This is a genomic window from Longimicrobium sp. (genome assembly GCA_036389795.1).
GTDB lineage: Bacteria > Gemmatimonadota > Gemmatimonadetes > Longimicrobiales > Longimicrobiaceae > Longimicrobium.
Genome location: DASVWD010000059.1, coordinates 37,931 through 62,421, shown reverse-complemented (window position 1 = coordinate 62,421; position 24,491 = coordinate 37,931). Strand labels below are relative to the sequence as shown.

Sequence of the window (24,491 nt, the reverse complement as noted above, 5' to 3'; positions counted from 1 at the left end):
CACTTTCGCACTTTCGCACTCACGCACTTTCGCACTCACGCACTCACGCACTCACGCACTTCAGAACACCCTCGCCTCCCAGTAGCTCTCGATCGAATCCGGCAGCTTGTCCAGGAAGTTGTAGCCGCTGTAGAACTCCAGGTCGTCCACCGTGGTCGTGTAGCTGGTCCACGGCGCGGAGAGGATGCCGGTGTTGTTCGGCATGTCGACCGCGATCACGGTGATGCTGCTGGTGGAGGTGACGTTCGCCAGCCCCTGACCGTAGGGCATGATCAGCGCGATCTTGTACGTGTAGGTGGGGATCTGCACCTTCCCCGCCCCGTTCAGCGTCCCCCGGTTCCCCGTGGCGCCGGCGATCACGTAGATCTCCTTGTTCTGGTTCTGCGCCAGGTCCTGCAGGTACTGCTCGAACCTGGCCCACGGCCCCCCGTTCAGGTCGTGGTACTGCGGGACGATGTTGGTCATCAGGAAGGTCTGCTTGTTGTCGTCGATCGACCAGGTGCGCTCCTCGCTGCGCACCATGTGGCCGCGGTCGTACCCCGAGTTCGTGTAGTCCGAGCTGACCACGCGGTAGCACCCGCTCGGTAGCGTCGCGTCCGAGTAGAAGCTGGTCGAGCGCGGCGCGTCGCCGTAGTGCGTCTTGTTCAGGTTCCAGCTCACCCAGTTCGGCCGCCCCCTCGCGCAGTTGTACGAGACGTAGTGCGTGCGCTTGCTGAGCAGCAGGTCGTCCGCGGTGTTGGCGTCCCTCGGCGTGCCGAACTCCACGTGACTGTGGTAGATGGCGCTCGGGTAGGTGTAGAGCGACGGCTCGGTGGGAGCTTCCAGCCCTGCGTCGGGCGCCAGCAGGGGCGAGCAGGCGGCGGGCAGGGTGGCCGCCAGCGCGGCCAGGGACAGGCGCGCGCGCGCCCACGTGCGGGGGAACGGCATGCGGATACCTCGTCGGGTTTGGGGAGGACCGGCTGGCGGGAAGGGGGACGGCGCAAGATAACTGAGCCCTGCTCAGCGCGCGAGCGGTGGCGCCTCACGCGCGCCACCGGTTGAAACCGGGGGCTATCACGACACAGGGTCCGCCTGCGCGGACTGCACCAGGACCATCCGCGCGTAAGGCGAGGCCCCGCACAGAGCCAGCCCGGTCGAGGCATGCCTCGCCCCTGCGAGATCTCGTTCCGCCCGTCACGAGCGCAGCGAGGAAGTCCCTCTCCCGCGCAGCGGGGGAGGGACAGGCGCCTCAGGTGCCAGGGAGGGGGCCTCCGCGCGGCGCCAGCATGTGATCGAAATCACGAAATCATTCCCGAACGCCCGGTCCCCCACCGCCCGCAGCCGCCGGAGGGTTCCGCGGAGAAAAAGGCCCGCGCCCGATGCAAACTTTGAACGAGATCGGAAGAAATCCATCCGTTTGCCTTGCGGCGCCCCTCCGCACCTGCGACTCTTCCTTTTCGGCTCGGCCGGAAGCCCCCCGCGCGGGGGCGCGCGACTTCACCCCACCGACTGGCGATGGGCCGCTTCCGCTTCACCCTGTACGTGGCTGGCGACACGGCGCGCTCGCAGCAGGCGTACGCCGACCTGCGGCGCATCTGCGAGGAGCGGCTCCGCGGCGACTTCGCCATCGACGTGGTGGACGTGGTCAGCGAGCCGGGCGCGGCCGAAGAGAAGCGGATCCTCACCACCCCCACCGTCGTCAAGGAAGAGCCGGCCCCGCCGCGGCGGATCACCGGCGACCTCTCCGACTCCGAGAAGGTCCTGGCCGGCCTGGGGCTCCTCCCCGGCTGGCCGTCCGTGCACCCCGGCAGCACCCCATGAGCGACACGCAACCGGCCGTCGAGAAGCTGGAGACCGGCATCCCCGGGTTCGACCACATCGCCCAGGGCGGGCTCCCCCGCACCCGCGCCACCCTGATCGCCGGGACGGCCGGGAGCGCCAAGACGGTGTTCGCCGCGCACTTCCTGGCCGCCGGCGTCGAGCGCGGCGAGCCCGGGGTGTTCGTCACCTTCGAGGACCGGGTGGACGATATCCGCCGCAACATGTCGAGCTTCGGGTGGGACATCGCCGGCTGGGAGCGCGCCGGCCTGTGGGCGTTCGTGGACGCCTCGCCCGACCCCGAAGCGCCGGTGACGGTGGTGGGCGACTTCGACCTGGGGGCGCTGCTGGCGCGCATCGAGCACGCGGTGCGGAAGGTGGGCGCCACCCGCGTCTCGCTCGACTCGCTGAACGCCCTCTTCGTCCAGTTCAAGGACCACGCGCTCCTACGCGCCGAGATGTTCCGCATCGCCAGCTCGCTCAAGCGCCTGGGCGTCACCCTGGTGTTCACCGGCGAGCGCACCGAGGAGTACGGCGAGATCAGCCGCCACGGCGTCGAGGAGTTCGTGGCCGACAACGTGGTGATCCTGCGCAACCTGCTGGTCGACGAGCGGCGGCGGCGCACCATGGAGCTGCTCAAGGTGCGCGGCGCCCCCCACCAGCGCGGCGAGTTCCCCTTCACCATCACCCCGCGCGGGCTGATCGTGCTCCCGCTGTCGGGGATCACCCTCACCCAGAGCTCGTCCACCGTGCGCATCGGCTCGGGGAACCGGGAGCTGGACGAGATGTGCGGCGGGGGCTTCTTCCGCGACTCCATCATCCTCCTCTCCGGCGCCACCGGGACGGGGAAGACGCTCCTGACCACGCAGTTCCTGGCCGCGGGCTTCGCGGCGGGCGAGCGCAGCCTGCTCTTCGCCTTCGAGGAGAGCCGCGACCAGCTCTACCGCAACGCCGCCGCCTGGGGGTTCGACTTCGCGGGGATGGAGGCGGACGGCAAGCTCAGGGTGGTCAACACCTACCCGCACGCCATGGCCATGGAGGACCACCTGGTGCAGATGCGCGATCGCATCGCCGAGTTCAGGCCGCAGCGCGTGGCCGTCGACTCCCTCTCGGCGCTGGAGCGGGTGACCAGCGTGAGGAGCTTCCGCGAGTTCGTGATCTCGCTCACCTCGTTCCTCAAGCAGAAGGAGACGGCGGGGCTCTTCACCTCCACCACCGCGTCGCTGCTGGGGGGGACGTCGGTGACCGAGAAGCACATCTCCACCCTCACCGACAGCATCGTCCTGCTGCGCTACGTGGAGGGCTACGGCGTGATGCGGCGCGCGCTTACGGTACTGAAGATGCGTGGGTCGGCGCACGACCACGACATCCGGGAGTTCACCATCGACGGCACCGGGATGCACGTGCAGGGCAGGTTCACGGACCTGAGCGGGATCCTCTCCGGGAGCGTCACCTTCCTGTCGCCGGAGGACGGCGGCGAGACGCCCGGCGAGCGGGGGGAGCGCGAGCGCGCAGGGTGAGATGAGCACCGCGGCACCCGGCGCGGCTCCCCCGCGCCACGCCCGCCCCGACGCGGAGGAGCGGCTCCGGCTCATCATCGAGCGCCTCCCCGACGGCATCGTGATCGTGGGGGACGACGGGCTGGTGCGCTTCGCCAACCCCGCGGCCGAGCGGCTCTTCGGCCGCCATGCGCGCGAGCTGGTGGGGGAGCAGTTCGGCTTCCCCGTGGTGGCCGGCGAGACCGCCGAGCTCGACGTGGTGCGCCCCGGCGGGCAGGTGGTGGCGGCCGAGCTGCTGGTGGTGCACATCGAGTGGGAGGGCCGCCCCGCCCTCCTGGTCTCCCTGCGCGACGTCACCGACCGGCGCGAGGCCGAGGAGCGGCGCCTGCAGCTCGAGCGCGAGCGCGCGGGGCGCGAGCAGGCGGAGGCCGAGGCCGAGCGGGCCCGCTTCCTCTCCGACGTGAGCCAGGCGCTGGCCGGCTCGCTGGACTACCACGAGACGCTGGAGACGCTGGCCCGGCTGGCCGTCCCCCACCTGGCCGAGTGGTGCGTGATCGACGTGCTGGAGGCCGACGGGCGCCTGGCCCGCATCGCCGTGGCGCACGCCGACCCGGAGAAGGAGCCGCTCCTGGCCGAGTTGCGCGAGCGGTTCCCCCTCCAGGCCGGCTCGTCGCTCCCCGGCGCGGAGGCGCTGCGCACGGGGCGGCCCGTCTTCCACCGCCGGCTGAGCGCGGGGTACGTCAATTCCGTGTCGCAGGGGCCCGGGCACGCCCGGCTGATCCGCGCGCTGGGCGCCCGCTCGCTGATGGCGGTGCCGCTGGTGGCGCGCGGCGAGGTGCTGGGCGCCATCACCTTCGTCTGCGGCGAGCGGGTCTACCGCAAGACCGACCTGGCGCTGGCCGAGGACTTCGCCCAGCGCGCGGCCATGTCGGTGAGCAACGCGCGGCTCTACGAGGCGGCGCAGGAGGCCAGCCGCGCCAAGAGCGAGTTCCTGGCCGTCATGAGCCACGAGCTGCGCACGCCGCTGAACGCCATCACCGGCTACGCCGACCTGCTGCAGGCGGGGCTCGCCGGGCCGCTGAACTCCCGGCAGCGCGAGCAGCTCGACCGCATCGTGGCCAGCGCGCGCCACCTGGTGGGGGTGATCGAGGAGATCCTCACCTTCTCGCGGATGGAGGCGGGCCACGAGCGGGCGCACCTGGAGGCGGTGGACCTGCGTGAGATGGTGCGCGAGACGGCGCTCCTGCTGGAGCCGCTGGCGCGCGAGAAGGGGCTGGGCTTCGAGGTGCGCCTGCAGGAGGAGCCGGCGCGGGTGGAGACCGACCCGGTGAAGGTGCGGCAGGTGCTGCGCAACCTGGTGACCAACGCGGTGAAGTTCACCGACCACGGCCGGGTGGTGATCGAGGGCGCGCGCGAGGGGGCGCGCCACCTGGTGCGCGTGGCCGACAGCGGGGTGGGGATCGCGCCGGAGAACCGGGAGCGGGTGTTCGAGCCGTTCTGGCAGGTGGAGCAGTCGAACCGCCGCGAGGTGGGGGGCACCGGGCTGGGCCTCGCCGTGGCGCGCGGCCTGGCCGAGATGCTGGGCGGCGAGCTGCGCCTGGAGAGCACCCCCGGCCGCGGGAGCACCTTCACCCTCGCGCTCCCGGCGAGCGAGCCGGCCTGATCCGCGGCGCGACGAGCTCAGCAGGCCTCCACGGCGCACCGACCCGACCGTACCGGGTCGGTGCTCTCGTTTCGTACCCTGGTTCCCACGCGATCGCGCCGGCGTGCTGTGGCTCCCGCCGTCTCGCGCAGTTGTGTTTGTTGCGTTTTGAAGGAGGACCGGCTATACTCTTCGCTCGACGGGAACCGCCGCGCGGAGAGGCGACGATGACAATGACGCTGAAGGACCAGGTGACCGTGGTCGACGTGCTCGACCTGGCCGCGGCGAAGGTGAGCACGGCCGCCGCGGCGCGGAGCGCCGCCGCGCTCGAGCAGGCGTCGTCCGAGGAGGGGCTCACGTTCTCGGCGCCCGGCCAGAAGCCGGTGAAGGTGTCGTCGCCGCTCGCGCGCATGGTCGCCACCATCCTGCGCGAGCTGGCCGAGGGGCACACCGTGGCGGTGGTGACCACGGCCGAAGAGGTGTCCACCGGCGTCGCGGCGCGGATGCTCGGCTTCTCCCGCACCCACGTGGCGAACCTGGTGGACGCGGGCATCCTCCCCGGCCGCCGGGCCAACAAGCACCGCCGCATCCGCCTGGCCGACGTGCTCGCCTTCCAGCGCGAGCGGGAGCGCCGCCAGGAGTTGCTGGACGAGATCACGGAGCTCACCCAGGACCTGTACGAGGCCACCATGCCGCAGCAGGAGACGTGAGCTCCCGGGAGCCGCTCGTCGCCGTCCTCGACGCGAACGTGCTCTACGGCCAATTCCTGCGCGACGTGCTGCTGCGGCTGGCGGACGCCGAGCTCTTTTTGCCGCGCTGGACCGACGAAATCCAGCAGGAGTGGATGCGGAACCTTCTCGTGAACATCCCGGACTTCCCACCGGATCGGATCCACCGGACCGGGAGAGCGATGGAGGAGGCGTTCCCCGACGCACGCGTTCTCGGCTACCGGCGCCACGAGAAGTCGGTAGCCGGCATCGATCCGAAAGACCGGCACGTCGCCGCCGCGGCGATCGCAGCCGGCGCGCAGCGTATCGTGACCTTCAATCTGCGGCACTTCCCGCTCGATACCCTCGCCCCGTTCGGGATCACGCCGATCCATCCCGACGCATTCGTCGGCGGCCTGATCTCCGCGAACCGCGACGATGCTCTGGCGGTGCTCGACAGCCATCGACGGGGACTGACGCGGCCGCCTCTTTCGCCGGCCAGGTACCGGGAAATGTTCATCAAGGCGGGGCTGAAGAAGACGGTGCGATTTCTCCCCATCAGCTGAAGTCGCGTCGTCGCGCGGTGGAGCGGAATCGTCCCGCGACGGGGGAGGGTGGTCCGGACGGAAGGCGGTACCGTCCCGGGTGGGGTAGGGCAGCGGGAGGAGGGTGATATCTTGGAGCCAGCGGAAGCATTCGACCCCATAAGCCAACCTGCCACCTGACGGAATGTCCACCATCGCTCACCGGACGGCCGCCGCGCCCGCGCGGACGCTCCCGCTGCACGGCTTCCCCCGCGGGTGGCTGTGGGCGGGCGGCTTCGCGGTGTGGACGGTGCTGGCGCTGCTCTCGGCCAGCCAGCACGCGGTCAGCCGCATGCGCTTCGGCGATGGCGCGGTGGACTGGGAGCGCGTGCTGGGCTACACGCTGCTCGACTGGTACACGTGCGCCGTCTTCACCCCGGCCATCGTGTGGCTGGCGGGCCGCTTCCCGCTGGAGCGCGGCGGCTGGCGGCGGGCGCTACCGGTGCACGCGCTGGCGAGCGCGCTCTTCGTGCCGCTCAAGCTGGCGCTCTTCCTGCCCCTGGCGCGCGCGCTCGGCTGGGTGGAGAGGGGCACGCTGCTGGACTTCGTGTACGCCGAGTTCTTCCCGCTCCTGCTCACCTACTGGATCGTGGCGGCGCTGGCGCACGGGATCCGCTACTACCGGGAGCTGCACGAGCGGCAGCTGCGCGCCAGCCAGCTGGAGGCGCGCCTGTCGCGCGTGCAGCTCGACGCGCTCAAGGCGCAGCTCCACCCGCACTTCCTCTTCAACGCCCTGAGCGCGCTCTCCACGCTCATGCACCGCGACGTGGCGGCGGCCGACCGCATGGTGCTGCGGCTCAGCGAGCTGCTCCGCCACACGCTGGACCGCGCGGCCCCGCAGGAGGTGACGCTGGAGGAGGAGCTCGGCTACGTGGCGCGCTACCTGGACATCATGCAGATCCGCCTGGGAGAGCGCCTGCGCGTGTCGGTGGAGGCCGACCGGGAGGCGCGCGCGGCGCTCGTCCCCAACCTGCTGCTGCAGCCGCTGGTGGAGAACGCGCTGCGCCACGGGATCGGGCGCCTCTCCGACGCGGGCGAGCTGGCGATCCGCGCCCGCCGCGACGACGACGCGCTGCTGCTGGAGGTGCGCGACGACGGCCCGGGGCTCGACGACGGCGCGCCGCGCGAGGGGGTGGGGCTGCGCAACACACGGCTCCGGCTGGCGCAGCTCTACGGTCCCGAGCACGAGCTGACGCTGGCGAACGCGCCCGGCCGCGGGGCGGTGGTCACCGTGCTGCTCCCGTTCCACACCACGGAGTGGGCCGCCGCGCCCCAGCCCGAGGAGGCGCGTTGATCCGCGCGCTGGTGGTGGACGACGAGCCGCACGGGCGCGAGCGCGTGGCGATGCTGCTGGCCGGCCGCTCCGACGTGGCGGTGGTGGGCGAGTGCGCCGACGGGCGCCAGGCGGTGCGCGCCATCCGCGAGCTGCGGCCCGACCTGGTGTTCCTGGACGTGCAGATGCCCGAGCTGGACGGCTTCGGCGTGCTGGAGGAGGTGGGCCCGGCGGAGATGCCGGCGGTGGTGTTCGTGACCGCGTACGACGCCTACGCCATCCGCGCCTTCGAGGTGAACGCGCTCGACTACCTGCTGAAGCCGGTGGACCCCGAGCGGCTGGCGACGGCGCTGGAGCGCGCGGCCGAGCGGGTCCGCCTGCGCGCGCCGGGGCGGGCCGACGAGCGGGTGGTGGCGCTGCTGGAGGGGCTGGAGCGGCGCCGCCGCTACGCCAGCCGCTTCGTGGTGCGCGACCAGGGCGCGGCCTTCTTCCTCCCGGCCGAGCAGGTGGAGTGGATCGAGGCCGAGCGCAACTACGTGCGGCTGCACGCGAAGGGCGGCGCCGCCCACCTGATCCGCGAGCCGCTCAAGGAGGTGGAGGCGCGGCTCGACCCCGAGCGCTTCGTGCGGGTGAGCCGCTCGGCGATCGTGAACCTGGACGCGGTGGAGCGCGTGGAGCCGTGGTTCCGCGGCGAGTACGTGCTGATCCTGCGCGACGGCGCGCGCCTGACGTCCAGCCGGGCGCACGGGGAGTCGTTCCGGGCGTTGATGGACTGAACTGGAGTGCGAAGTGCGGGGTGCGAAGTGCGGGGTGCGAAGTGCGAAGTGGAGTGCGTTAGTGCGTTAGTGCATAGAAGGTGCGTATCGCGTATCTGATGAACAACCTGGACTCACGCAGAGTCAGCAGAGTCAGCAGAGAACTACAATCCCTCTGTTGACTCTGCTGACTCTGCTTCCTCTGCGTGAGACATGCAGTTGTTGTTCTTCGATCTGGCCTGCCGATCCCCATCCTCCGATCCTGCACAGCCGTCCTCCATCCCGGCGGGTTCGTCCCCGCGCGATTGGGCGCTTCCTCGCCGCCGCCTAGCCTTGTGCCTGGTTGCAGCCACATCGAACCAGGAGACCAACCGTGAGGCCCGCCTGACGTCCAGCCGTGCTCACGGGAAGGCGTTCCGGGCGTTGATGAACTGAGAGTGCGAGGTGCGAAGCGCGAAGGAAGTGCGTCAGTGCGTTGCAGGCGCCGATCTCGGTGTTGAGGGATAGCCTGGCATTCTTCGGAGGTTTCCGAATGGTGAAGCAGCTATCGTGGATCGCTGATCGCGCGGCACGCGGCGGAAGGCGCGCACCCCGATGGGGCGTCGCGCTGGCATTGGCGGCGGCGGTGGCGCCGAGCCTCGACGCACAGGAGCGCCGGCCGCCGGCCGCTCCATTTCCGGCGGAGCTCGACCGCTACGTCGCCGACGTGCTCGAGCAATGGCGGATCCCGGGGCTCGCGATCGCGGTCGTGCGCAACGACTCGACGCTGGTAGCGAAAGGCTACGGCGTACGCCGGCTCGGAAGCCCGGACCCGGTCGACGAGCGCACCGTCTTCGACATCGCGGGGCTCACGAGCTCGTTCACGGCGACGGCGGCGGCGATGCTCGTGGACCGCGGCGCCCTCCGGTGGGACGATCCCGTTCGCCGCCATCTGCCGACGCTGGTGCTGCCCACGGACTCCCTCACCCGCCAGGCGACGGTGCGGGACTTCCTGTCGCATCGCACCGGCCTGGACCCCGCGCCCGTCATGGCCGTGCTCGCGGCGGCCGATCGAGACGACCTGCTGCGCCGCATGCGGCACCTGCGGGTCGTCGCGCCCTTCCGGCAGACGGCCGTGCCCTCGGCGATCGGCTATACGGTCGCGGGTGAGGCCGCCGCGGCAGCCGCGCGAATGCCGTTCGAGTCGGTCCTGCGCGATCTCGTCGTCCGGCGGCTGCAGTTGCCGCGCACGACCTGGACGTACGAGCAGGCGGCGACGATGTCGAACATCGCCGCGCCCCACGCGACGCTCGCGGGCCGGCAGCAGGAGATGCCGCGCGATTCGCGGCGCGGCGCCACCGCGCCGGCCGACGCCGTCCAGTCCGGCGCGGCCGACCTGACGCGCTGGATGCGCCTGCACCTGAACGACGGAGTGCTCGACGGCACGCGCTACGTGAGCGATTCCACGATGCGCGAGATGCACCGGGTCCAGGTGAACCTGCGGACCTCGCCGGCCTTTCGCACCGCGCGGCTGATGCAGGACACCGTGTTCGCCTTCGGGATGGGCTGGCAGATCTCGGACTACCGCGGCCACCGCATACTCTGGCACGGCGGCGCGGCCAGCGGCCAGGCCGCGTACATGGCGCTCTTTCCCGAGGATCGGCTGGGCGTCGTGGTGCTCGTGAACACGTCGTCGGCGGGCGCGACGCAGGTTCCGTTCGCCCTCGTGAACCGCATCGCCGACACCTACCTCGGCTACGAGCCGCGCGATTGGGCGGGCGAAGCGTTCGCGCGCAGACCGAACGCCGACAGCCTGCGCGAGGTCAACGAGCGTGCCATGCGGGCGATGCGCGCGAGCGCGCCGCCGCGTCTCCCGCTCGCCGCGTACGCGGGGCGCTACGACCACCCGCTGTTCGGCCCCGTCCACGTCCGGGTCGCCGGATCGGCGCTGACCCTCCAGATGGGCCAGGGTCGGCTCGCGGATCTCGAGTCTCACGGCAACGACGCGTTCTACGTGCAGTGGCGCGATCCATCCATGCGCGAGACCTTCGGCGCACACGTGGTCTTCGCCACGAGCGGCGACTCGGCCCTCGCGCTGTCGACCGTCATCGGTCGCGACCAGTTCATGGCACGGGAGGCCGGCGCCGGCGCCTCCGTCGCGGCGGCTCCGCGTCCCGACCTGGCTGGCGTCGAGGCCCTCCTCGCCGACTCTGCCTTCGGGAGATGGAACCTCCAGCTGCTGGGCCCCACGGGACCCAACGACGTCTCGTCGTCGTGGCTCGAGATCGAGCGGTCGGGGTTCGAGGGCCTCGTGGGACGGTACGTCGGCCTGATCGGAGGCGCGCGGCCGATCGGGAGGATCGACTGGAGCCGGACGGAGGGGGTCGCTCGCTTCAGCATTCCCATGGAGTGGGAGCTGATCCCGGCGTCGTGGGAGGTGCCTTCGCGCGATCTCCGCTTCGAGGTGCGTCCAGCCGGCGACTCGCTCATCGGCACGCTCGTGTACCCCGCGGGAGTCATGCGGGCATTCGTGGGCAGGCGCGCACCGGGCCTGCTTCGCGACGCGCCGAAGGCGTGGACGGAGCCGGTCGCACTGTTCAACGGGAAGGACCTGTCCGGGTGGACGATCGCGCCGACCGCCCGCTCGCTCCCGAGCTTCTGGGTCGTGCGCGACGGCATCCTCGTCAACACCGCGAACGAGGGGGCGAACCTCATGACCGTGCAGCGATTCCAGGATTTCAAGCTGCACGCCGAGTTCCGGCACCCGGGTCCGGGCGCCAGCGGGATCTTTCCGCGCGGCCGCTACTGGGTGATCCTGCGGACGACACAGGACACCCGGATGCCCGCCAGGAACACCACGGGCGCCGTGCACAAGTTCCTGGTGCCGAGCGAGAACGCGGGGCTCGGCGTCGGCGTCTGGCAGTCGATCGACATCACGATGGTGGGGCGCCGCATCACGGTGGTGGTCAACGGCAGGACGGTCATCTCCGACCAGATCGTCCCGGGGATCACCGGGAGCGCGATCGACGGCGACGAAGCCGCCCCGGGACCGATCATGCTGCAGGGCGAGGAGAATCCGATCGAGTTTCGCAACATCACGCTCAGCGTGCCGCAGGAAGGCGGCGCGCCGAGCCGCCCCTAGCCTGCCGCGCGGCGTCGATGAATACGGCGGCCGTGCACGGGGAGGGGTTCCGGGCGCTGCTGGACTGAGAGTGCGAAGTGCGCCGGTGCGTTGAAGGTGCCCACATCGGTGTCGACGGACGGCCTGGCATTCCTCGGAGGGTTTCCCGAATGGTGAAGCAGCCATCGTGGATCGCCGGTCGCGGGGCGCGCGGCGGAAGGCGCGCGCCCCGCTGGGGCGTCCCGCTCGCGCTCCTGTGCGCCTCCGTCGCAGCGGCCCAGTCGCAGCCCGCCTTCGATCCGCTCGGGGGAGACGACCCGGCGCGCTACCAGTTCGATCTCGCGCGCAACTTCTACCCGTCTCCCGAAGCGGAAGAGGCGGATCGGCGCCGGCTGGCGTCGGCCCTCGCAGCCCTCGCGCGCCGCGCGGCGGAGGGCGGCCCGTGGGACGCGGCGGCGCTCGACCGGCTCCTGGCCGACGCGGACTCGCTCATGGGCTCGGCGAACAAGCACGCCGCCTACGCCGCCCTGCGCGAGAACCTCGGCCTGCCGACCGACGGCAACGCGGCGCGGGTGCTGTCGGACACGCTGGGGATCGCCCTGCGCGCGGTCGGCGACCGGCTCATGTCGGTCGGCGACCCGGCGTTCCGGCGCCTCGCCGCCGCGCACCCGTCGCTCCGGCGCTGGGAGTTCCTGCGCGCCGAGGCCGCGCGCCGGCTGGCCCGCGACACCCGCCGGAACGCGGAGGTCGACCGGCGCCTTGCCGAGAGCCAGGTGGCGCCGGCACTGGTCGGCTGGCAGGCGCCGCTCTTCGCGCGCCTGTCGAGCGAGACCGACTTCGGCACGGTCTCCACCCCCACCGGGCCGCTCTCCGTGGGCACGCAGTGGCTGACCATCGCCCAGCACCCGGACCGCGCCGTCCGCGAGGCGGGATTCCGCCTCGGCAAGGCCGGCCTCGCGCGGCACCAGGAGACGTACGCCCTCGTGCTCCGCTCCACCGTGCAGTCCTACAACGCGCTGTCCCGGCTGCGGGGCTTCGCGGACTATCGCGAGGATTCCTACGGGGAGCGCGGTCTGTCACCCGGCGACGTGCGGGCGACCCTGGCGCAGGTCGCGAGCATCGCCGAGACGAACCGGCGGTACGAGAGGCTGCGCGCGGAGCACGCGAAGGTGGTCGCCGGGGTCGATACGGCGCACACCTGGGACCTGCTCATCCCGGAGCCCGGCATGCCGGTGCCCCGGTTCACCTTCGCCGAAGCGCGGGAGGTGGCGCGCCGCGCGCTGGCGCCCCTGGGACCCACCTACGCCGCCGAGCTCGACGCGCTGCTCGACCCGGCCAACGGGCGCCTCGACCTGGTGCCGCGGCCGGGCCGGGCCCAGCGGCCCGGCTTCTCGACGGGCCTGGTGGGCTATCCGAGCATGTTCTTCCAGGGGCGCTACGACGGATACGTGGACGACGTCGTCATCCTCGTCCACGAGGGGGGCCACGCCGTCCAGAACATGCTGATGACGCGCAACCGCGTGCCGGCGTTCTATGCCTGGGGTCCCAGCTACTTCACGGAATCGTTCGCGGGATTCAACGAGCTGCTGCTGCTCGACTACCTCTACCGCACCGCGACCGACCGCGCGCATCGCACGTACTACCTCCAGCGCTTCCTGGACCAGGCCACGGGGATCTTCAAGACGGCCCGCGAAGCCGACGTGGAGGACGCCCTGTACGACAGCATCCCGGCCGGGCGCCTCACGAGCGCTCGCGAGATCGAGGCGCTCATGCAGGCGGTCGGATCGCGCTACTCCACCTGGTTCCACCCCGGGGGGGAGCAGACGATGGAGTGGGTCAACTCGAGACAGTACTTCACGTGGCCGTTGTACCGCGTCAACTACCTGTACTCGATGTTGCTCGCCCTCGCGTACTTCGACGCGTACACCAGGGACCCGGAGCGCTTCGTCCCGCGGTACCTTTCGCTCCTCGGGCGCGGATACGGCGCGCCGCCGTCGGCGCTCCTGCGCGAATACGTCGGCATGGACCTGAGGGACCCGGCGCTGGTGCAGGGCGCCCGGCGTGTCATCGAGGGCCGGATGGCGGAGCTCGAGGCGCTCTACGGTGCGGCAGGCCGGTAGGCGGGCTGCGCCGCCGGCCCGGCCGCGGACCCGGCGGCGACGTCGGGGGGGGCCGACGCTCCGCCGCCGCCCGCGCGCCGGACAGGCAGGCGAAGCTCGTCGACCCGGCGCGTCGGGGGCGCGGCCCGGTCGGGCGCCGCGTCGCCTGCGGCCGCAGCTACGTTCACGGCCACTGATGTCGATTGAAATCTTCCGATCCCCATCCCCCGGCCGCGCGCAGCCGTCCTCACTCCCGGCGAAATCGTCCCCCCGCGGTTGGACGCTCCCTCGCCGACGCGTAGCTTCGTCTCCGGTTGCAGACCCACTCGAACCAGGAGACACCCGTGAGGAAGATTCTCTTCGCCGCCGTGATGGTGTTGGCGGCGCCGGTGTGCGCGGCGGCCCAGACGGCGGCCGACTCGGCGGCGATCCGGCAGGCGGCGCTCGACTACGCCGAAGGGTGGTACGCGGCCGACGCCGCGCGCATGGAGCGGGCGGTGCACCCCGAGCTGGCCAAGCGCATCGTGAGGACCAACGACCAGGGGCGCAGCCGGCTGGACCAGATGGGCGCCATGACGCTGGTGCTGGGCACCAGGAGCGGCGGCGGCAGCGACACCCCCGCCGGCGAGCGCCAGGCGGACGTGCGCATCCTCGACGTCTTCGAGAACGCGGCCAGCGCCCGCGTGATGATGAGCGGCTGGGTGGACTACCTGCACCTGGCCCGCTACAACGGCCGCTGGGTGATCGTCAACGTGCTCTGGGAGCTCAAGCCGCGGCCGGCGGGCTGATCCGGCAGCGGCGGGAGCGTCACAGCCCGTAGGAGGTGAAGCCGCCGTCCACGGCGATGCACTGCCCGGTGACGTACGACGCGCCGGGCATGCAGAGGAACGCCACCAGCGCCGACACCTCCTCGGGCTCGCCGACGCGCTGCATCGGCGTGCGCGCCAGGATCTTCGCCAGGCGCGCCTCGTCGGCCAGCACCGGCGCGGCCAGCGGGGTGCGGATGTACCACGGGGCCACGGCGTTCACGCGGACGCGATCGGGCGCCCACTCCACGGCCAGGTAGCGCGTCAGCTGCACCAGCGCCGCCTTGGTCATGGCGTACGGCGCCCCCGTTCCCACGCTGGTGAGCGCCGCCACGGAGGCCACGTTGACGACGCTGGCGTCCGCTGAGCGCTTCAGCAGCGGGTACGCCGCGCGGCACAGCCCGAACGCCGAGGTGAGGTTGGTCCGCAGCAGCAGGTCGTACTCCTCGGGCGTGTACTCCACCGTCCGCTTGCGGATGTTGGTCCCCACGTTGTTCACCAGCGCGTCCAGCCGCCCGAAGCGCCCCTCCGCGTGCTCCGCCAGCACCGCGCCCGCCCCGGGCTCCGCCAGGTCCAGGGGGAGCCCGAAGGCGTCCAGCCCCTCCGCCCGCCACGCCTCCACCCGCTCGTCCAGCCGCTCCGCGTTCCGCGCGACGGCCAGCACCGAGGCGCCCAGCCGCAGCATCTCCTCCGCCACGGCGCGCCCGATCCCCTCCGTCCCCCCCGTCACCACCGCCGCCCGCCCGCGCAGGCTCCAGCGCTCTTCCCCCGTCATCGCTCTCCCGTGATCCGCCGTTCACCAAACGCACCCGAGGCCCGTGGTCGCCCACGAGCCCCAGGAGATTATCGCTCAGGGTCTGATTGGAACACCACTGCTCGGCGCGCTTCGACCGGCTTCGGTGCAGCGGCGGGGAGCCCCCCTCCCGGCCCTCCCCCCGCTGCGCGGTGGGAGGGAGAACAAAGCGCGGGACCTGCCTTACCGCACCAGATCCGTCGAGTACCCTCTCCCGAAGTTGGGTGAGGGTGGCGACGCGGTAGCGGCGCCGGGTGAGGGCCCCCCGCACCTCGCACTCTCAGTTCATCACCCCCAGCGTCACCCGCGACGGCATGGCCGCGGAGTGGTAGACCCGCTGCGTGGCCTTGCGGAAGTCGGACTCGCGGGCGTGGTAGATGTCCACGAACGTCTGCGGGTTGCGGTCCACCAAGGGGAACCACGAGCTCTGCACCTGCACCATGATGCGGTGCCCGCGCCGGAAGGCGTGGTTCACGTCCGGCATCACGAACTCCACCTTCGCCGGGCGCCCCGGGACGAACGGCTCCGGGCGCTCGAAGGAGTTGCGGAAGCGGCCCCGGAACGGCTCGCCGCGCACGAGCTGCTGGTAGCCGCCCAGCCGCACGCCCGTCGGGTTCGGGTCCGGGTCCGACGTGCTGTCGGGGTAGACGTCGATCAGCTTCACCACCCAGTCCGAGTCGGTCCCCGAGGTGGAGACGTGCAGCGTCACCGTGATCGGCCCGGCCACGGTCACGTCCTCGGTCAGCACGGGCGTCCGGTAGACCAGCACGTCGGGCCGGGTCGCCGCGAAGCGCTGGTCGTCGACCATGTGCTCGATGGTCATCCCCGGCGCGATGGTGCCGGTGTAGGGGACCGGGTGGGCCGGGTCGCTCACGTACTCGTCGTAGGCGGCCGCGCCCGCCGCGGCGCGAGGCGCGTCCCAGCCCAGCCGCCCGCCCGCGTGGAGGTAGAGCGCGCGCGGCCGGCGGCCCGACGGCGGCCAGGCGTCGTAGCGCCGCCAGACGTTGGTCCCCGTCTCGAACACCGTGGCCTCGGCCAGGCGCGGGTCGGGCCCGCCGTCCAGGTGGTGGCGGAAGAAGGGGACCATCATGCTGTCCTCGTAGAACGGCGTGGTCGCCCCGAAGCGCACCGCTCCGATCGCCTCCACCTCCGCGCCCCACCCGCCGTGCCACCAGGGGCCCATCAGCAGGTGGTTGGCGATCCCCGGGTTCTGCCGCTCGGTGTGCTCGTAGACCTTGAGCGGGCCGTACAGGTCCTCCGCGTCGAACCACCCGCCCACGGTGAGCACCGCCGGCGGCATCCGGCGCAGGTGGGGGAGGATGCTGCGCGCCTTCCACCAGTCGTCGTAGCTGGGGTGCTCGGTCATGCGGTCCCAGAAGTCGATGGAGTCGCCGAAGAAGCGCGCCTTCACGTTCGGCAGCGGCCCCAGCTCCAGGAAGAAGCGGTAGCCGTCGGGCGTCCCGATGTCGATTCCCGGCCGGGGATTCGGGCTGGGCGCCGGGCGCGGCCGGCCGAAGCCCGAGAAGTAGTGGAAGGCGTGCGCCAGGTACAGCGCCCCGTTGTGGTGGAAGTCGTCGCCGAGGAACCAGTCCGCCACCGGCGCCTGCGGCGAGATCGCGCGGAGCGCCGGGTGGTGGTTCACCCCGCCCAGCGCCGTGTAGAAGCCGGGGTAGGAGACGCCGTACATCCCCACCCGCCCGTTGTTGCCGGGGAGGTTCTTCACCAGCCAGTCGACGGTGTCCCAGGTGTCGGTGCTCTCGTCGATGTCGCGCGGGCCCGGCGTCCCCGTGAGCTGCGGCCGCACGTTCTCCCACGTCCCCTCCGACATCCCCCGCCCGCGCACGTCCTGGAACACCACGATCCAGTTGGTGCGCATGAACTGCAGCAGCGCCCCGCCCGGCGTGACGAAGCGCTCCTCGCCGTAGGGCGGCACCCGGTACGGCGTGCGCCGGAGGACGATCGGGTGGCGCGTGGACGAGTCCTTCGGCAGGTAGACGGCCGTGAACAGGTGCACCCCGTCGCGCATGGGGATGCGCACCTCGCGCTTGACGTAGTGCTCGCGCGTCCAGAGCGAGTCGACGTCCTGCGCCGGCGCGGGACGGATCGCGAGGGGGACCAGCAGGAGGGCCGCGGCGGCCGGGAGGAGCCGGGAGACGAGTCGCATGGGAGGTCCGGGGACGAAGTGTTGAAATTTCAGCACATGGACGGAAGATGCGGAGCGAACGCACCCGAGGCAAGACTTTTGTTTCGCCGGGGACGTAAGCATTGAAGCGGCGCGCGCTTCCGGCTACATTTGTCCCTCCAGCCCGTCCGCCGCCGCTCCTCCCCCTCCCTACCACCCGCGCGACCCATGATCCGCCGCCTCTTCCCCGCCCTGCTCCTGGCTTCGGCCGCCTGCGTCTCCGAGCAGCCGCCGGAGCGCGCCGCGCCCGGCGCCGCGTCCGCTTTCCAGCCCTCCGACGCGGCCGCCGCTTCCGCGACCGGCGAGGCCTACCTGGTCTGGTCCGCCGACTCGGCCGGTGCCCCCGCCACCACCGTCTGGATCGACGGCGAGGGCCGGGAGGTGGCGCGCCGCCCGGGCGTGCTGGTGGCCGCGGGCGGCGGGCTGTGGGCGTGGCGCGAGGAGAAGGAGCGCACGAAGGGGATCGACTGCGACTGCCTGCGCGAGACGGAGTTCACGGACGACGAGCAGGCGAGCTACCGGCGCTGCACCAGGGAGGCCGACGTGGCCGTGGTGGACCTGGTGGACCTGCTGGGCGGGCGGCGCGTGCGGGTGCTGGACACCATGTCGGGCGCCGACACCCTGGGCATCGAGCCGCCGGAGCAGTCCTCGGCGCCGCTGGCGGGCGTGGGCCCCTTCCTGTTCACCGAGAGCGACTCCTATACCTATTCGTGCGGCGCCCACGGCTTCCACGGCGTCGACGCGGAGGTGTACGACCTGCTCCTCGGCGCCCGGGTGGAGATGATGGACAGCGTGGAGGCCGAAGCAGCCACCGCGCGCGAGGGCGCCGACGCCATCCGCCGGATGATCGAGGAGGACGCCGACCTGGAGGACCCGCGCCCCGTGGAGGTGGTGGACCTCACCGAGGTGGAGGCGCGCTGGACGCCGGCCGGGAAGCTGGAGGTGGCGTACCAGTTCACCACCGGCGCCTGCTACGCCTGCGGCGACGGGCTCGCCGGCAGCTACACCCGCTCCGCCGTGATCCCCGCGAAGGTCCTCCCGAAGCGCCTGGCCGAGTGGACCACCGCGCCCGAGGCGGTGCGCCGCTACTGGCAGAGCGCCCCGCCCGGCGCCCGCTCCGGCTGGAGCCGCGTGGACGCCCCCGACCGCGCCGCCGCCCTGGCGCGCTTCCGGGCGCCGTAGCGGCCGGTCGTCTCCCACCGCGGCGTCGATCCAGGCGTTTGCAGGAAGCGCGAGCGGCCGCCTAGATTGCGTCCCGCCGTCTCCGGAGAACCGGAGACGGCGGGCTCTTTGTCTTGTGGGCCTGTCCTTCACCGACCTGATCCGACCCGGTCTCATGCGACGCCTCCTCACCGCCGCGGCCGCCGCGCTCGCCTTCGTCTGCACGACCTCCGCCTCCGCGCAGGGACGGGAGGAATCCCGCGTCCTCTGGGACACCTGGGGCGTCCCGCACGTCTTCGCGAGCAGCGTGGAGGACCTGGGGTGGGGCTTCGGCTGGGCGCAGATGCACAGCCACGGCGACGCGGTGCTGCGCCTCTACGGCCAGGCGCGCGGCCGGGCCGCCGAGTACTGGGGCGCGCGCTGGCTGGAGTCCGACCGCTTCGTGCGGACGATGAAGATCCCCGACGCGGCGCGCGCCGAGCTGGCCGAGCAGCCGGCCGAGTTCCGGCGCTACCTGGAGGCCTTCGCCGCGGGAGCGAACGCCTACGCGCGGGCGCACCCCGAGCGCATCGCCGACTCGGTCGAGGCCGTGCTCCCCGTCACCGCGGCCGACCTGCTGGCGCACAGCCACCGCGTGCTGCTGACCTTCCTCTCCGTCACCGGCGGAGAGCCGATGGTGATGGGGTTCGACGGGAGCCCGCCCCGCGCCGCCCCCGGGTCGAACGCGTGGGCGATCTCGCCGCGCCGCTCGGCGAGCGGGCACGCCATGCTGCTGGCCAACCCGCACCTGCCGTGGACGCTGGACCTGATGCGCTTCTACGAGGCGCAGCTCTCCGCGCCGGGGGTCGACGTCACCGGCGCCACGCTGATCGGGATCCCCGTGATCGCCATCGGCTTCAACGACCGGCTGGGGTGGTCGCACACCGTCAACACCATCGACGCGTTCGACGTCTACCGCCTCACCCTCTCCGGGGATGGCTACCGCTTCGACGGCCGTGTGCGCGCCTTCGAGACCGAGCGGCAGTCGCTCAAGGTGCGCCAGCCCGACGGCACCGTGCGCGAGGAGCCGCTCGTGATCCGCCGCTCGGAGCACGGCCCCGTGGTGCGGATGGACGACGGCACGGCGCTGGCGGTGGCCACCCCCGAGCTGGGGCAGGGCGGCGTGCTGCGGCAGTGGTGGGACATGGGCCGCGCCCGCTCGCTGGCCGAGTTCGAGGAGGCGCTGCGGCGGCTGCAGCTGTCGATGTTCAACGTGGTCTACGCCGACCGCGACGGGCACGTGCTCTACCTCTTCAACGGCCGCGTCCCCGTGCGCCCCTCCGGCGACTTCGCCTTCTGGCAGAAGGCCGTCCGCGGCGACACCTCGGCGCTGCTCTGGCGGCACATCCTTCCCTACGACCGCCTGCCCCGCATCGTCGATCCTCCCAGCGGCTTCGTGCAGAACTCCAACAGCCCGCCCTGGTTCGCCACCGTCCCGTCGCCGCTGGACCCGGGGCGCTTCCCGGCGTGGCTGGCGCCGCGGTTCGTCAACTTCCGCGAGCAGCGGGGCCTCAGGATGCTGCTGGCCGACTCGAGCATCACCTTCGACGAGCTGCTGGCGATGCGCCACTCCAACCGGATGGAGCTGGCCGACCGCCTCCTCGACGACCTGATCCCCGCCGCGCGCTCCTCGGGCCGGCCGCTGGCGGCGCAGGCCGCCGACGTGCTGGAGCGCTGGGACCGCACGGCCGACGCCGGCAGCCGCGGCGGGGTGCTCTTCGCCATCTGGGCGCTCACTTCGTTCAACCAGATCCCCGACGACCCACGCGGGTTCGCCGTCCCCTGGAGCGCCTACCGGCCCGTCGCCACGCCCGACGGCCTGGCCGACCCCAGGGCGGCCGTCGCCGCGCTGGAGCGCGTGGCGGGGATGGTGCAGGCCCGCTTCGGCGCGCTGGACGTGCCCTGGGGCGAGGCCAACGTCCTGGCCGAGGGCATCCCCGGCAACGGCGCCCCCGGCGACCCGCTGGGCGTCTTCCACGTGATCGGCTACGCGCAGACGCAGCAGGGCCCCTTCCGCGCCGCCGCCGGCGACACCTACGTGGCCGCGGTCGAGTTCACCCCGGCCGGCCCCCGCGCCCGCGCCGTGCTGAGCTACGGCAACGCCTCGCAGCCGGGCTCGAAGCACGCCGGCGACCAGCTCCGCCTGATCGCCGCCCGGGAGATGCGCCCCGTCTGGCGCACCCGCGCCGAGGTGGAGGCGAACCTGGAGGAGGCGACGCCGATCCGGCGGGGGCCATAAGGTGCGAAGTGCGAAGTGCGAAACAACAAAGCCTCACGCAGAGGAAGCAGAGGTAGCAGAGGACTTCAGGGGTTCCTCTGCTGCCTCTGCCGATCCTGCGCGAGACATTGAGCCCGCGCGGCGTCGCGCCTACATTGCCCGCGTCGCCGCCTTCCGGTCCTCCTCCACCCGTCGCACCTGCATGCTCCGTCGCCTCGCCCCGGCGCTCCTGCTGGCCTGCGCCGCCTGCACCTCCGAGCAGGCTTCCGACGGCGCGGCGCCCGGCGCCGCCTCCGCGTTCCAGTCTCCCGGCGACGCCGCCCGCGCGTCTTCCGAGGCGTACCTCGTCTGGTCCGCCGACAGCGCGCACGCGGCCGAGACCGCCTGGATCGACGGCGAGGGGCGGGTGGTGGCGCGGCGGCCGGGCGTCTTCGTGGCCGGGGGCGGCGGGGTGTGGAGGTGGACGGAAGGGAAGCAGATGACGACGGGGCTCGACTGCGAGTGCCTGCGCGAGAAGGAGTACGCCGAGGGCGCGCAGTGCCCCGCCCGGGCCGAGGTGGCCACCGTGGACCTGGTCGACCTCCTCGGCGGGCGGCGCGTGCGGGTGCTGGACGCGCCCAACGCCGACAGCCTGGAGATCGCGCCGCCGGAGCAGTGGGCCACACCGCTCGCGGGCGCCGGCCCGTACCTGTTCGTGGAGACGCGCACCGACGTCTTCGCGTGTGGCGCGCACGGCTCCCTGGGCGTCGAAGCCGCCGTCTACGACCTGGCGAGCGGCGCGCGGGTGGCGCTCCTGGACAGCGCCGAGGCCGCCGCGGCGCTGGCGCGCGAGGGCGAGGCGGCCCGCGCGCGGCTGAACCGGGCGGAGGAGATGCGCGACAGCCCCGCCGACGCGGTGGACCTCACCGAGGTGGAGGCCCGCTGGACGCCCGCCGGCGAGCTGGAGGTGGCCTACCAGTTCACCGCCGGGGCGTGCTACGCGTGCAGCGACGGGCACTCCAGCAGCTACAGCCGCTCCGAGATCGTCCCGGCCTCCCGCGTCCCCGGGCGGCTCGCGGCGTGGACGCGGGCGCCCGAGGCGGTGCGCCGCTACTGGCGCGCCGCGCCGCCCCTGGCCGAGTCCGGCTGGAGCCGCGTCGACGCCGCCGATCCCGCCGCCGCCCTCGCCCGCTTCCGCGGCCCCTGAGCCCATCGCAAGGAGCGCCCGTGTCCGACGCCAGAGACCCCGCCCCGGCCGCACCCGCCGGCCCGGAAGCGCGCGGGGGCGCCGACTTCCTCCTCTACGGCTCCTACGGCTACACGGGCCGCCTGATCGCCCGGCGCGCCGTGGACGCGGGGCTGCGGCCGCTGCTGGCGGGGCGCGACCGCGATCAGGTGGCCGCGCACGCCGCCGAGCTGGGACTCCAGCACCGGGCCTTCGCGCTCGACGACCGGGCGGCGCTGGACGCGGCGCTCGGCGAGGTGCCGGTGGTGCTCCACTCCGCCGGCCCCTTCGCGCACACCGCCGCGCCGATGGCCGAGGCCTGCCTGCGCACGGGCACGCACTACCTGGACATCACGGGCGAGATCGCCGTCTTCGAGGCCATGGCCGCGCTCGGCGAGCGGGCGCGGGCCGCGGGGGTGATGCTCCTTCCCGGCGCGGGGTTCGACGTGGTGCCGTCGGACTGCCTGGCGGCGCACCTCAAGCGGCGCCTCCCCTCGGCCGTCCGCCTCCGCCTGGCCTTCCGGGCGCTGGGCGGCGGGCTCTCGCGCGGCACGGCGACCACCATGGTGGAGAACGTGCAGCGCGGCGGGGCCGTGCGCCGGGGCGGGCGCATCACCCCCGTGCCGGCGGCGTGGAAGGCGCGCACGGTCGACTTCGGGCGCGGCCCGGTGAGCGTCACCACCATCCCCTGGGGCGACGTGTCGACGGCGTACCACAGCACCGGCATCCCCGACATCGAGGTGTACACGCGGGTGCCGGCGTCCCAGCGGCGGCTGATGGTGGCCAGCCGGCGCCTGGGGTGGCTGCTGGGCTCGGGCCCGGTGCAGCGCTTCCTCAAGGGCCGCATCCGCAAGGGGAAGCCGGGGCCCACCGAGGCCGAGCGCGCGAGCGGCGGGAGCCTGCTCTGGGGCGAGGTGGAGGACGCGGAAGCGCGCCGCGCCGTCTCGCGCATGCGCACCCCCGAGGGCTACACCCTCACCGCCATGACCAGCGTGGAGATCGTGCGGAAGGTGCTAGCCGGCCAGGCCCCTCCCGGCTTCCAGACCCCCTCCCTCGCCTACGGCCCCGACTGGGTGCTGGAGCTGGAAGGCGTCGAGCGCGAGGACGTGGAGTAGGCCGATTCAGACGAAGCGGGTGAGCGGAAGAAAAGCAGTGCGCGTGGACGCGACCGGCGGCGTCCACGCGCTTTTCATCTCCCGATGATTCCGACGCCCGGACCTACTCGGCCGGCTTCTCCGGGTCGTCGGCGAGGACCACGATCTGGCACGGCAGGCAGCTGCGCGTGTTGCAGAACTCGGTGATGCGCGAGTCGTGGCCGCGAACCGTGCCGCCCGGCCCCGGAACGGTGCCGGTGTCGAACGAATCGACGTGCAGGGCGTCGAGCGACAGCGTGAGCTTGCGCATGGGGACCTCCTGTCTGCGGGGGGTGAGTCGCGGAGGGCCGGCTCGGCGGCAGGCGAGCCGCTCGCATCGGGCGGGACGACGCACGAGCCACGCCACGGCACGAAGTGCACGATACCGCGCGATCAGCGGAGCACACGCACGAAGCCCGCTCGGCGTCAGCTCGTCGCGATGCGGGCCGATCGGGGCAGCCACGGCGGATCAGCGAAGCAAAGAGGCCCCCGACGGAGCTCGCCGCGGGGGCCTTTCGCTTTACCCGATCAGTGGAACGGACGGAGCAGCCAACTCCTCACACCGGCTCGGGCGCGGGCGGGAGGATGGAGACGGTGTCCACGCGTACGACCACCTCGGCGGCGAGCTCGCTCGGGCCCCTGGGATCGATGATCTGCGCGATGGTGAACGGGCGCGCCTCGGGCCCCGGGGCCGCCCCGGCGCCAGGCACGGGGCCGGAGGGTGAGAGGATCTGCGCGATGATCCGCCGGCTGGCCTCGTGCATCGGGAGCCTCCGGATTCGTGTGGACGGGACGATGGAGCGCCGGCGTCAGGCCGGCACCGTCACCCGGGTGCCGCACTCGTTGCAGAACTTCGCCCCCGCCGGCAGCCGGGTGCCGCACTCCGAGCAGAAGCCGCCCCCCGCCTCCCGCGGCTGCTCGGCTGCGGCGGGCTGCGGAGCGGGCGCGCCTGCCCGGGGAGTCTCGACCGCGGGCCCCGGGGCGCCGGGCGCGGCGGCCTGGGGGACGGCCACGACTGGCGGCGCCGGTGTCGGCGTGGCGTACAGGGGAGCGGCCGCGGCCTGCGCGCCTCCGGAGTGGCGGATCAGCGCCGCCTCGACGATCTGGATCGCCTCGTCGTCGAGCTTGGCGCTCTGCACCATCCCGGCAATCTGCGTGATCAGCACCGGCCAGAACACCAGGCTGGTGATCAGCGTCGGGATCGCCTGCTGGCCGAAGATGCCGATCCCCGCGTCGACCTGCGTGCCGCCGTCCACGGGCTCGATCTTGATGTTCAGCGCCGTCTTCATCCCCACCACGGCCTTGAACGTCCCGCCCTTGTGGATGCTGATGAACCAGCCGCCCGTAAGCCCCTGCTCCCCCTTCACCTCGAAGCCGCGCCCGCGGAACTCGCGCAGCACGTCGCCGCCCACCGGCTTCAGGTCCGGGGGAGAGATGGGGAAGAAGCGGCTCGACTGGAAGGTGCCCATGGATGCCTCCGGTTCCTCATTCGATACGAC

Annotated in this window: 20 protein-coding genes; 14 read left to right on the top strand and 6 right to left on the bottom strand. The window is 72.6% G+C overall.

Going from position 1 to position 24,491, the window contains the following annotated elements; translation table 11 throughout:
* Positions 1-60: 60 nt before the first annotated feature.
* The gene (locus VF746_07445; GenBank protein ID HEX8692235.1) at positions 61-927 is read right to left on the bottom strand and encodes a DNA/RNA non-specific endonuclease; all 867 of its coding nucleotides are present in this window, start codon (positions 925-927) and stop codon (positions 61-63) included.
* Between the two features lie 567 nt (positions 928-1,494).
* Here VF746_07445 and VF746_07440 point away from each other — a divergent pair.
* The 10 genes from VF746_07440 (at position 1,495) to VF746_07395 (ending at position 14,244) form a co-directional block, all read left to right on the top strand.
* Entirely contained in the window at positions 1,495-1,800 is a 306-nt protein-coding gene (locus VF746_07440; GenBank protein ID HEX8692234.1) for a circadian clock KaiB family protein, read from the top strand.
* Entirely contained in the window at positions 1,797-3,317 is a 1,521-nt protein-coding gene (gene kaiC / locus VF746_07435; protein HEX8692233.1) for a circadian clock protein KaiC, read from the top strand. The genes VF746_07440 and kaiC overlap by 4 nt, the downstream gene beginning before the upstream one ends.
* A gap of 1 nt (position 3,318) precedes the next feature.
* Entirely contained in the window at positions 3,319-4,959 is a 1,641-nt protein-coding gene (locus VF746_07430) for an ATP-binding protein (protein ID HEX8692232.1), read from the top strand.
* Positions 4,960-5,165: 206 nt separating this feature from the next.
* Complete coding sequence (locus tag VF746_07425) at positions 5,166-5,648, top strand: helix-turn-helix domain-containing protein (GenBank protein ID HEX8692231.1); 483 nt, start codon at positions 5,166-5,168, stop codon at positions 5,646-5,648.
* Positions 5,645-6,211 (top strand): PIN domain-containing protein, encoded by a 567-nt coding sequence (locus tag VF746_07420; protein ID HEX8692230.1) that lies wholly within the window; start codon positions 5,645-5,647, stop codon positions 6,209-6,211. Before VF746_07425 ends, VF746_07420 begins: the two co-directional genes overlap by 4 nt.
* Positions 6,212-6,374: 163 nt before the next feature.
* On the top strand, positions 6,375-7,523 hold the full coding sequence (locus tag VF746_07415; protein HEX8692229.1) for a histidine kinase: 1,149 nt from the start codon (positions 6,375-6,377) through the stop codon (positions 7,521-7,523).
* A complete protein-coding gene (locus VF746_07410) occupies positions 7,520-8,278 on the top strand; it encodes a LytTR family DNA-binding domain-containing protein (GenBank protein ID HEX8692228.1) in 759 nt (252 codons plus the stop codon). The genes VF746_07415 and VF746_07410 overlap by 4 nt, the downstream gene beginning before the upstream one ends.
* A 511-nt stretch (positions 8,279-8,789) precedes the next feature.
* Positions 8,790-11,378, top strand: a complete 2,589-nt coding sequence (locus VF746_07405; GenBank protein HEX8692227.1) for a serine hydrolase — start codon at positions 8,790-8,792, stop codon at positions 11,376-11,378.
* Between the two features lie 149 nt (positions 11,379-11,527).
* A complete protein-coding gene (locus VF746_07400; protein ID HEX8692226.1) occupies positions 11,528-13,477 on the top strand; it encodes a M3 family metallopeptidase in 1,950 nt (649 codons plus the stop codon).
* A 323-nt stretch (positions 13,478-13,800) separates the two neighbouring features.
* Positions 13,801-14,244: a nuclear transport factor 2 family protein gene (locus VF746_07395; GenBank protein ID HEX8692225.1), complete on the top strand. Its 444-nt coding sequence runs from the start codon at positions 13,801-13,803 to the stop codon at positions 14,242-14,244.
* Positions 14,245-14,263: 19 nt separating this feature from the next.
* On the opposite strand, the gene VF746_07390 is transcribed toward VF746_07395, so the two are convergent.
* Positions 14,264-15,037: an SDR family oxidoreductase gene (locus tag VF746_07390; GenBank protein ID HEX8692224.1), complete on the bottom strand. Its 774-nt coding sequence runs from the start codon at positions 15,035-15,037 to the stop codon at positions 14,264-14,266.
* Positions 15,038-15,335: 298 nt separating this feature from the next.
* A complete protein-coding gene (locus tag VF746_07385) occupies positions 15,336-17,219 on the bottom strand; it encodes a CocE/NonD family hydrolase (GenBank protein HEX8692223.1) in 1,884 nt (627 codons plus the stop codon).
* Between the two features lie 186 nt (positions 17,220-17,405).
* Between VF746_07385 and VF746_07380 the strand changes: the two genes are divergently transcribed.
* The 4 genes from VF746_07380 to VF746_07365 all read left to right on the top strand — a co-directional run bounded on the left by VF746_07380 (position 17,406) and on the right by VF746_07365 (position 22,974).
* Positions 17,406-18,419: a hypothetical protein gene (locus tag VF746_07380; protein HEX8692222.1), complete on the top strand. Its 1,014-nt coding sequence runs from the start codon at positions 17,406-17,408 to the stop codon at positions 18,417-18,419.
* A 154-nt stretch (positions 18,420-18,573) separates the two neighbouring features.
* Complete coding sequence (locus tag VF746_07375) at positions 18,574-20,676, top strand: acylase (GenBank protein ID HEX8692221.1); 2,103 nt, start codon at positions 18,574-18,576, stop codon at positions 20,674-20,676.
* Positions 20,677-20,857: 181 nt separating this feature from the next.
* Complete coding sequence (locus VF746_07370) at positions 20,858-21,841, top strand: hypothetical protein (protein ID HEX8692220.1); 984 nt, start codon at positions 20,858-20,860, stop codon at positions 21,839-21,841.
* A 20-nt stretch (positions 21,842-21,861) separates the two neighbouring features.
* Complete coding sequence (locus VF746_07365) at positions 21,862-22,974, top strand: saccharopine dehydrogenase NADP-binding domain-containing protein (GenBank protein HEX8692219.1); 1,113 nt, start codon at positions 21,862-21,864, stop codon at positions 22,972-22,974.
* Between the two features lie 103 nt (positions 22,975-23,077).
* Here the strand turns inward: VF746_07365 and VF746_07360 are convergent, their stop codons facing one another.
* The 3 genes from VF746_07360 to VF746_07350 form a co-directional block, all read right to left on the bottom strand.
* Entirely contained in the window at positions 23,078-23,263 is a 186-nt protein-coding gene (locus VF746_07360) for a hypothetical protein (protein HEX8692218.1), read from the bottom strand.
* A 286-nt stretch (positions 23,264-23,549) separates the two neighbouring features.
* Entirely contained in the window at positions 23,550-23,756 is a 207-nt protein-coding gene (locus VF746_07355; protein ID HEX8692217.1) for a hypothetical protein, read from the bottom strand.
* Between the two features lie 45 nt (positions 23,757-23,801).
* On the bottom strand, positions 23,802-24,461 hold the full coding sequence (locus tag VF746_07350; GenBank protein ID HEX8692216.1) for a zinc ribbon domain-containing protein: 660 nt from the start codon (positions 24,459-24,461) through the stop codon (positions 23,802-23,804).
* Between the last annotated feature and the right edge of the window lie 30 nt (positions 24,462-24,491).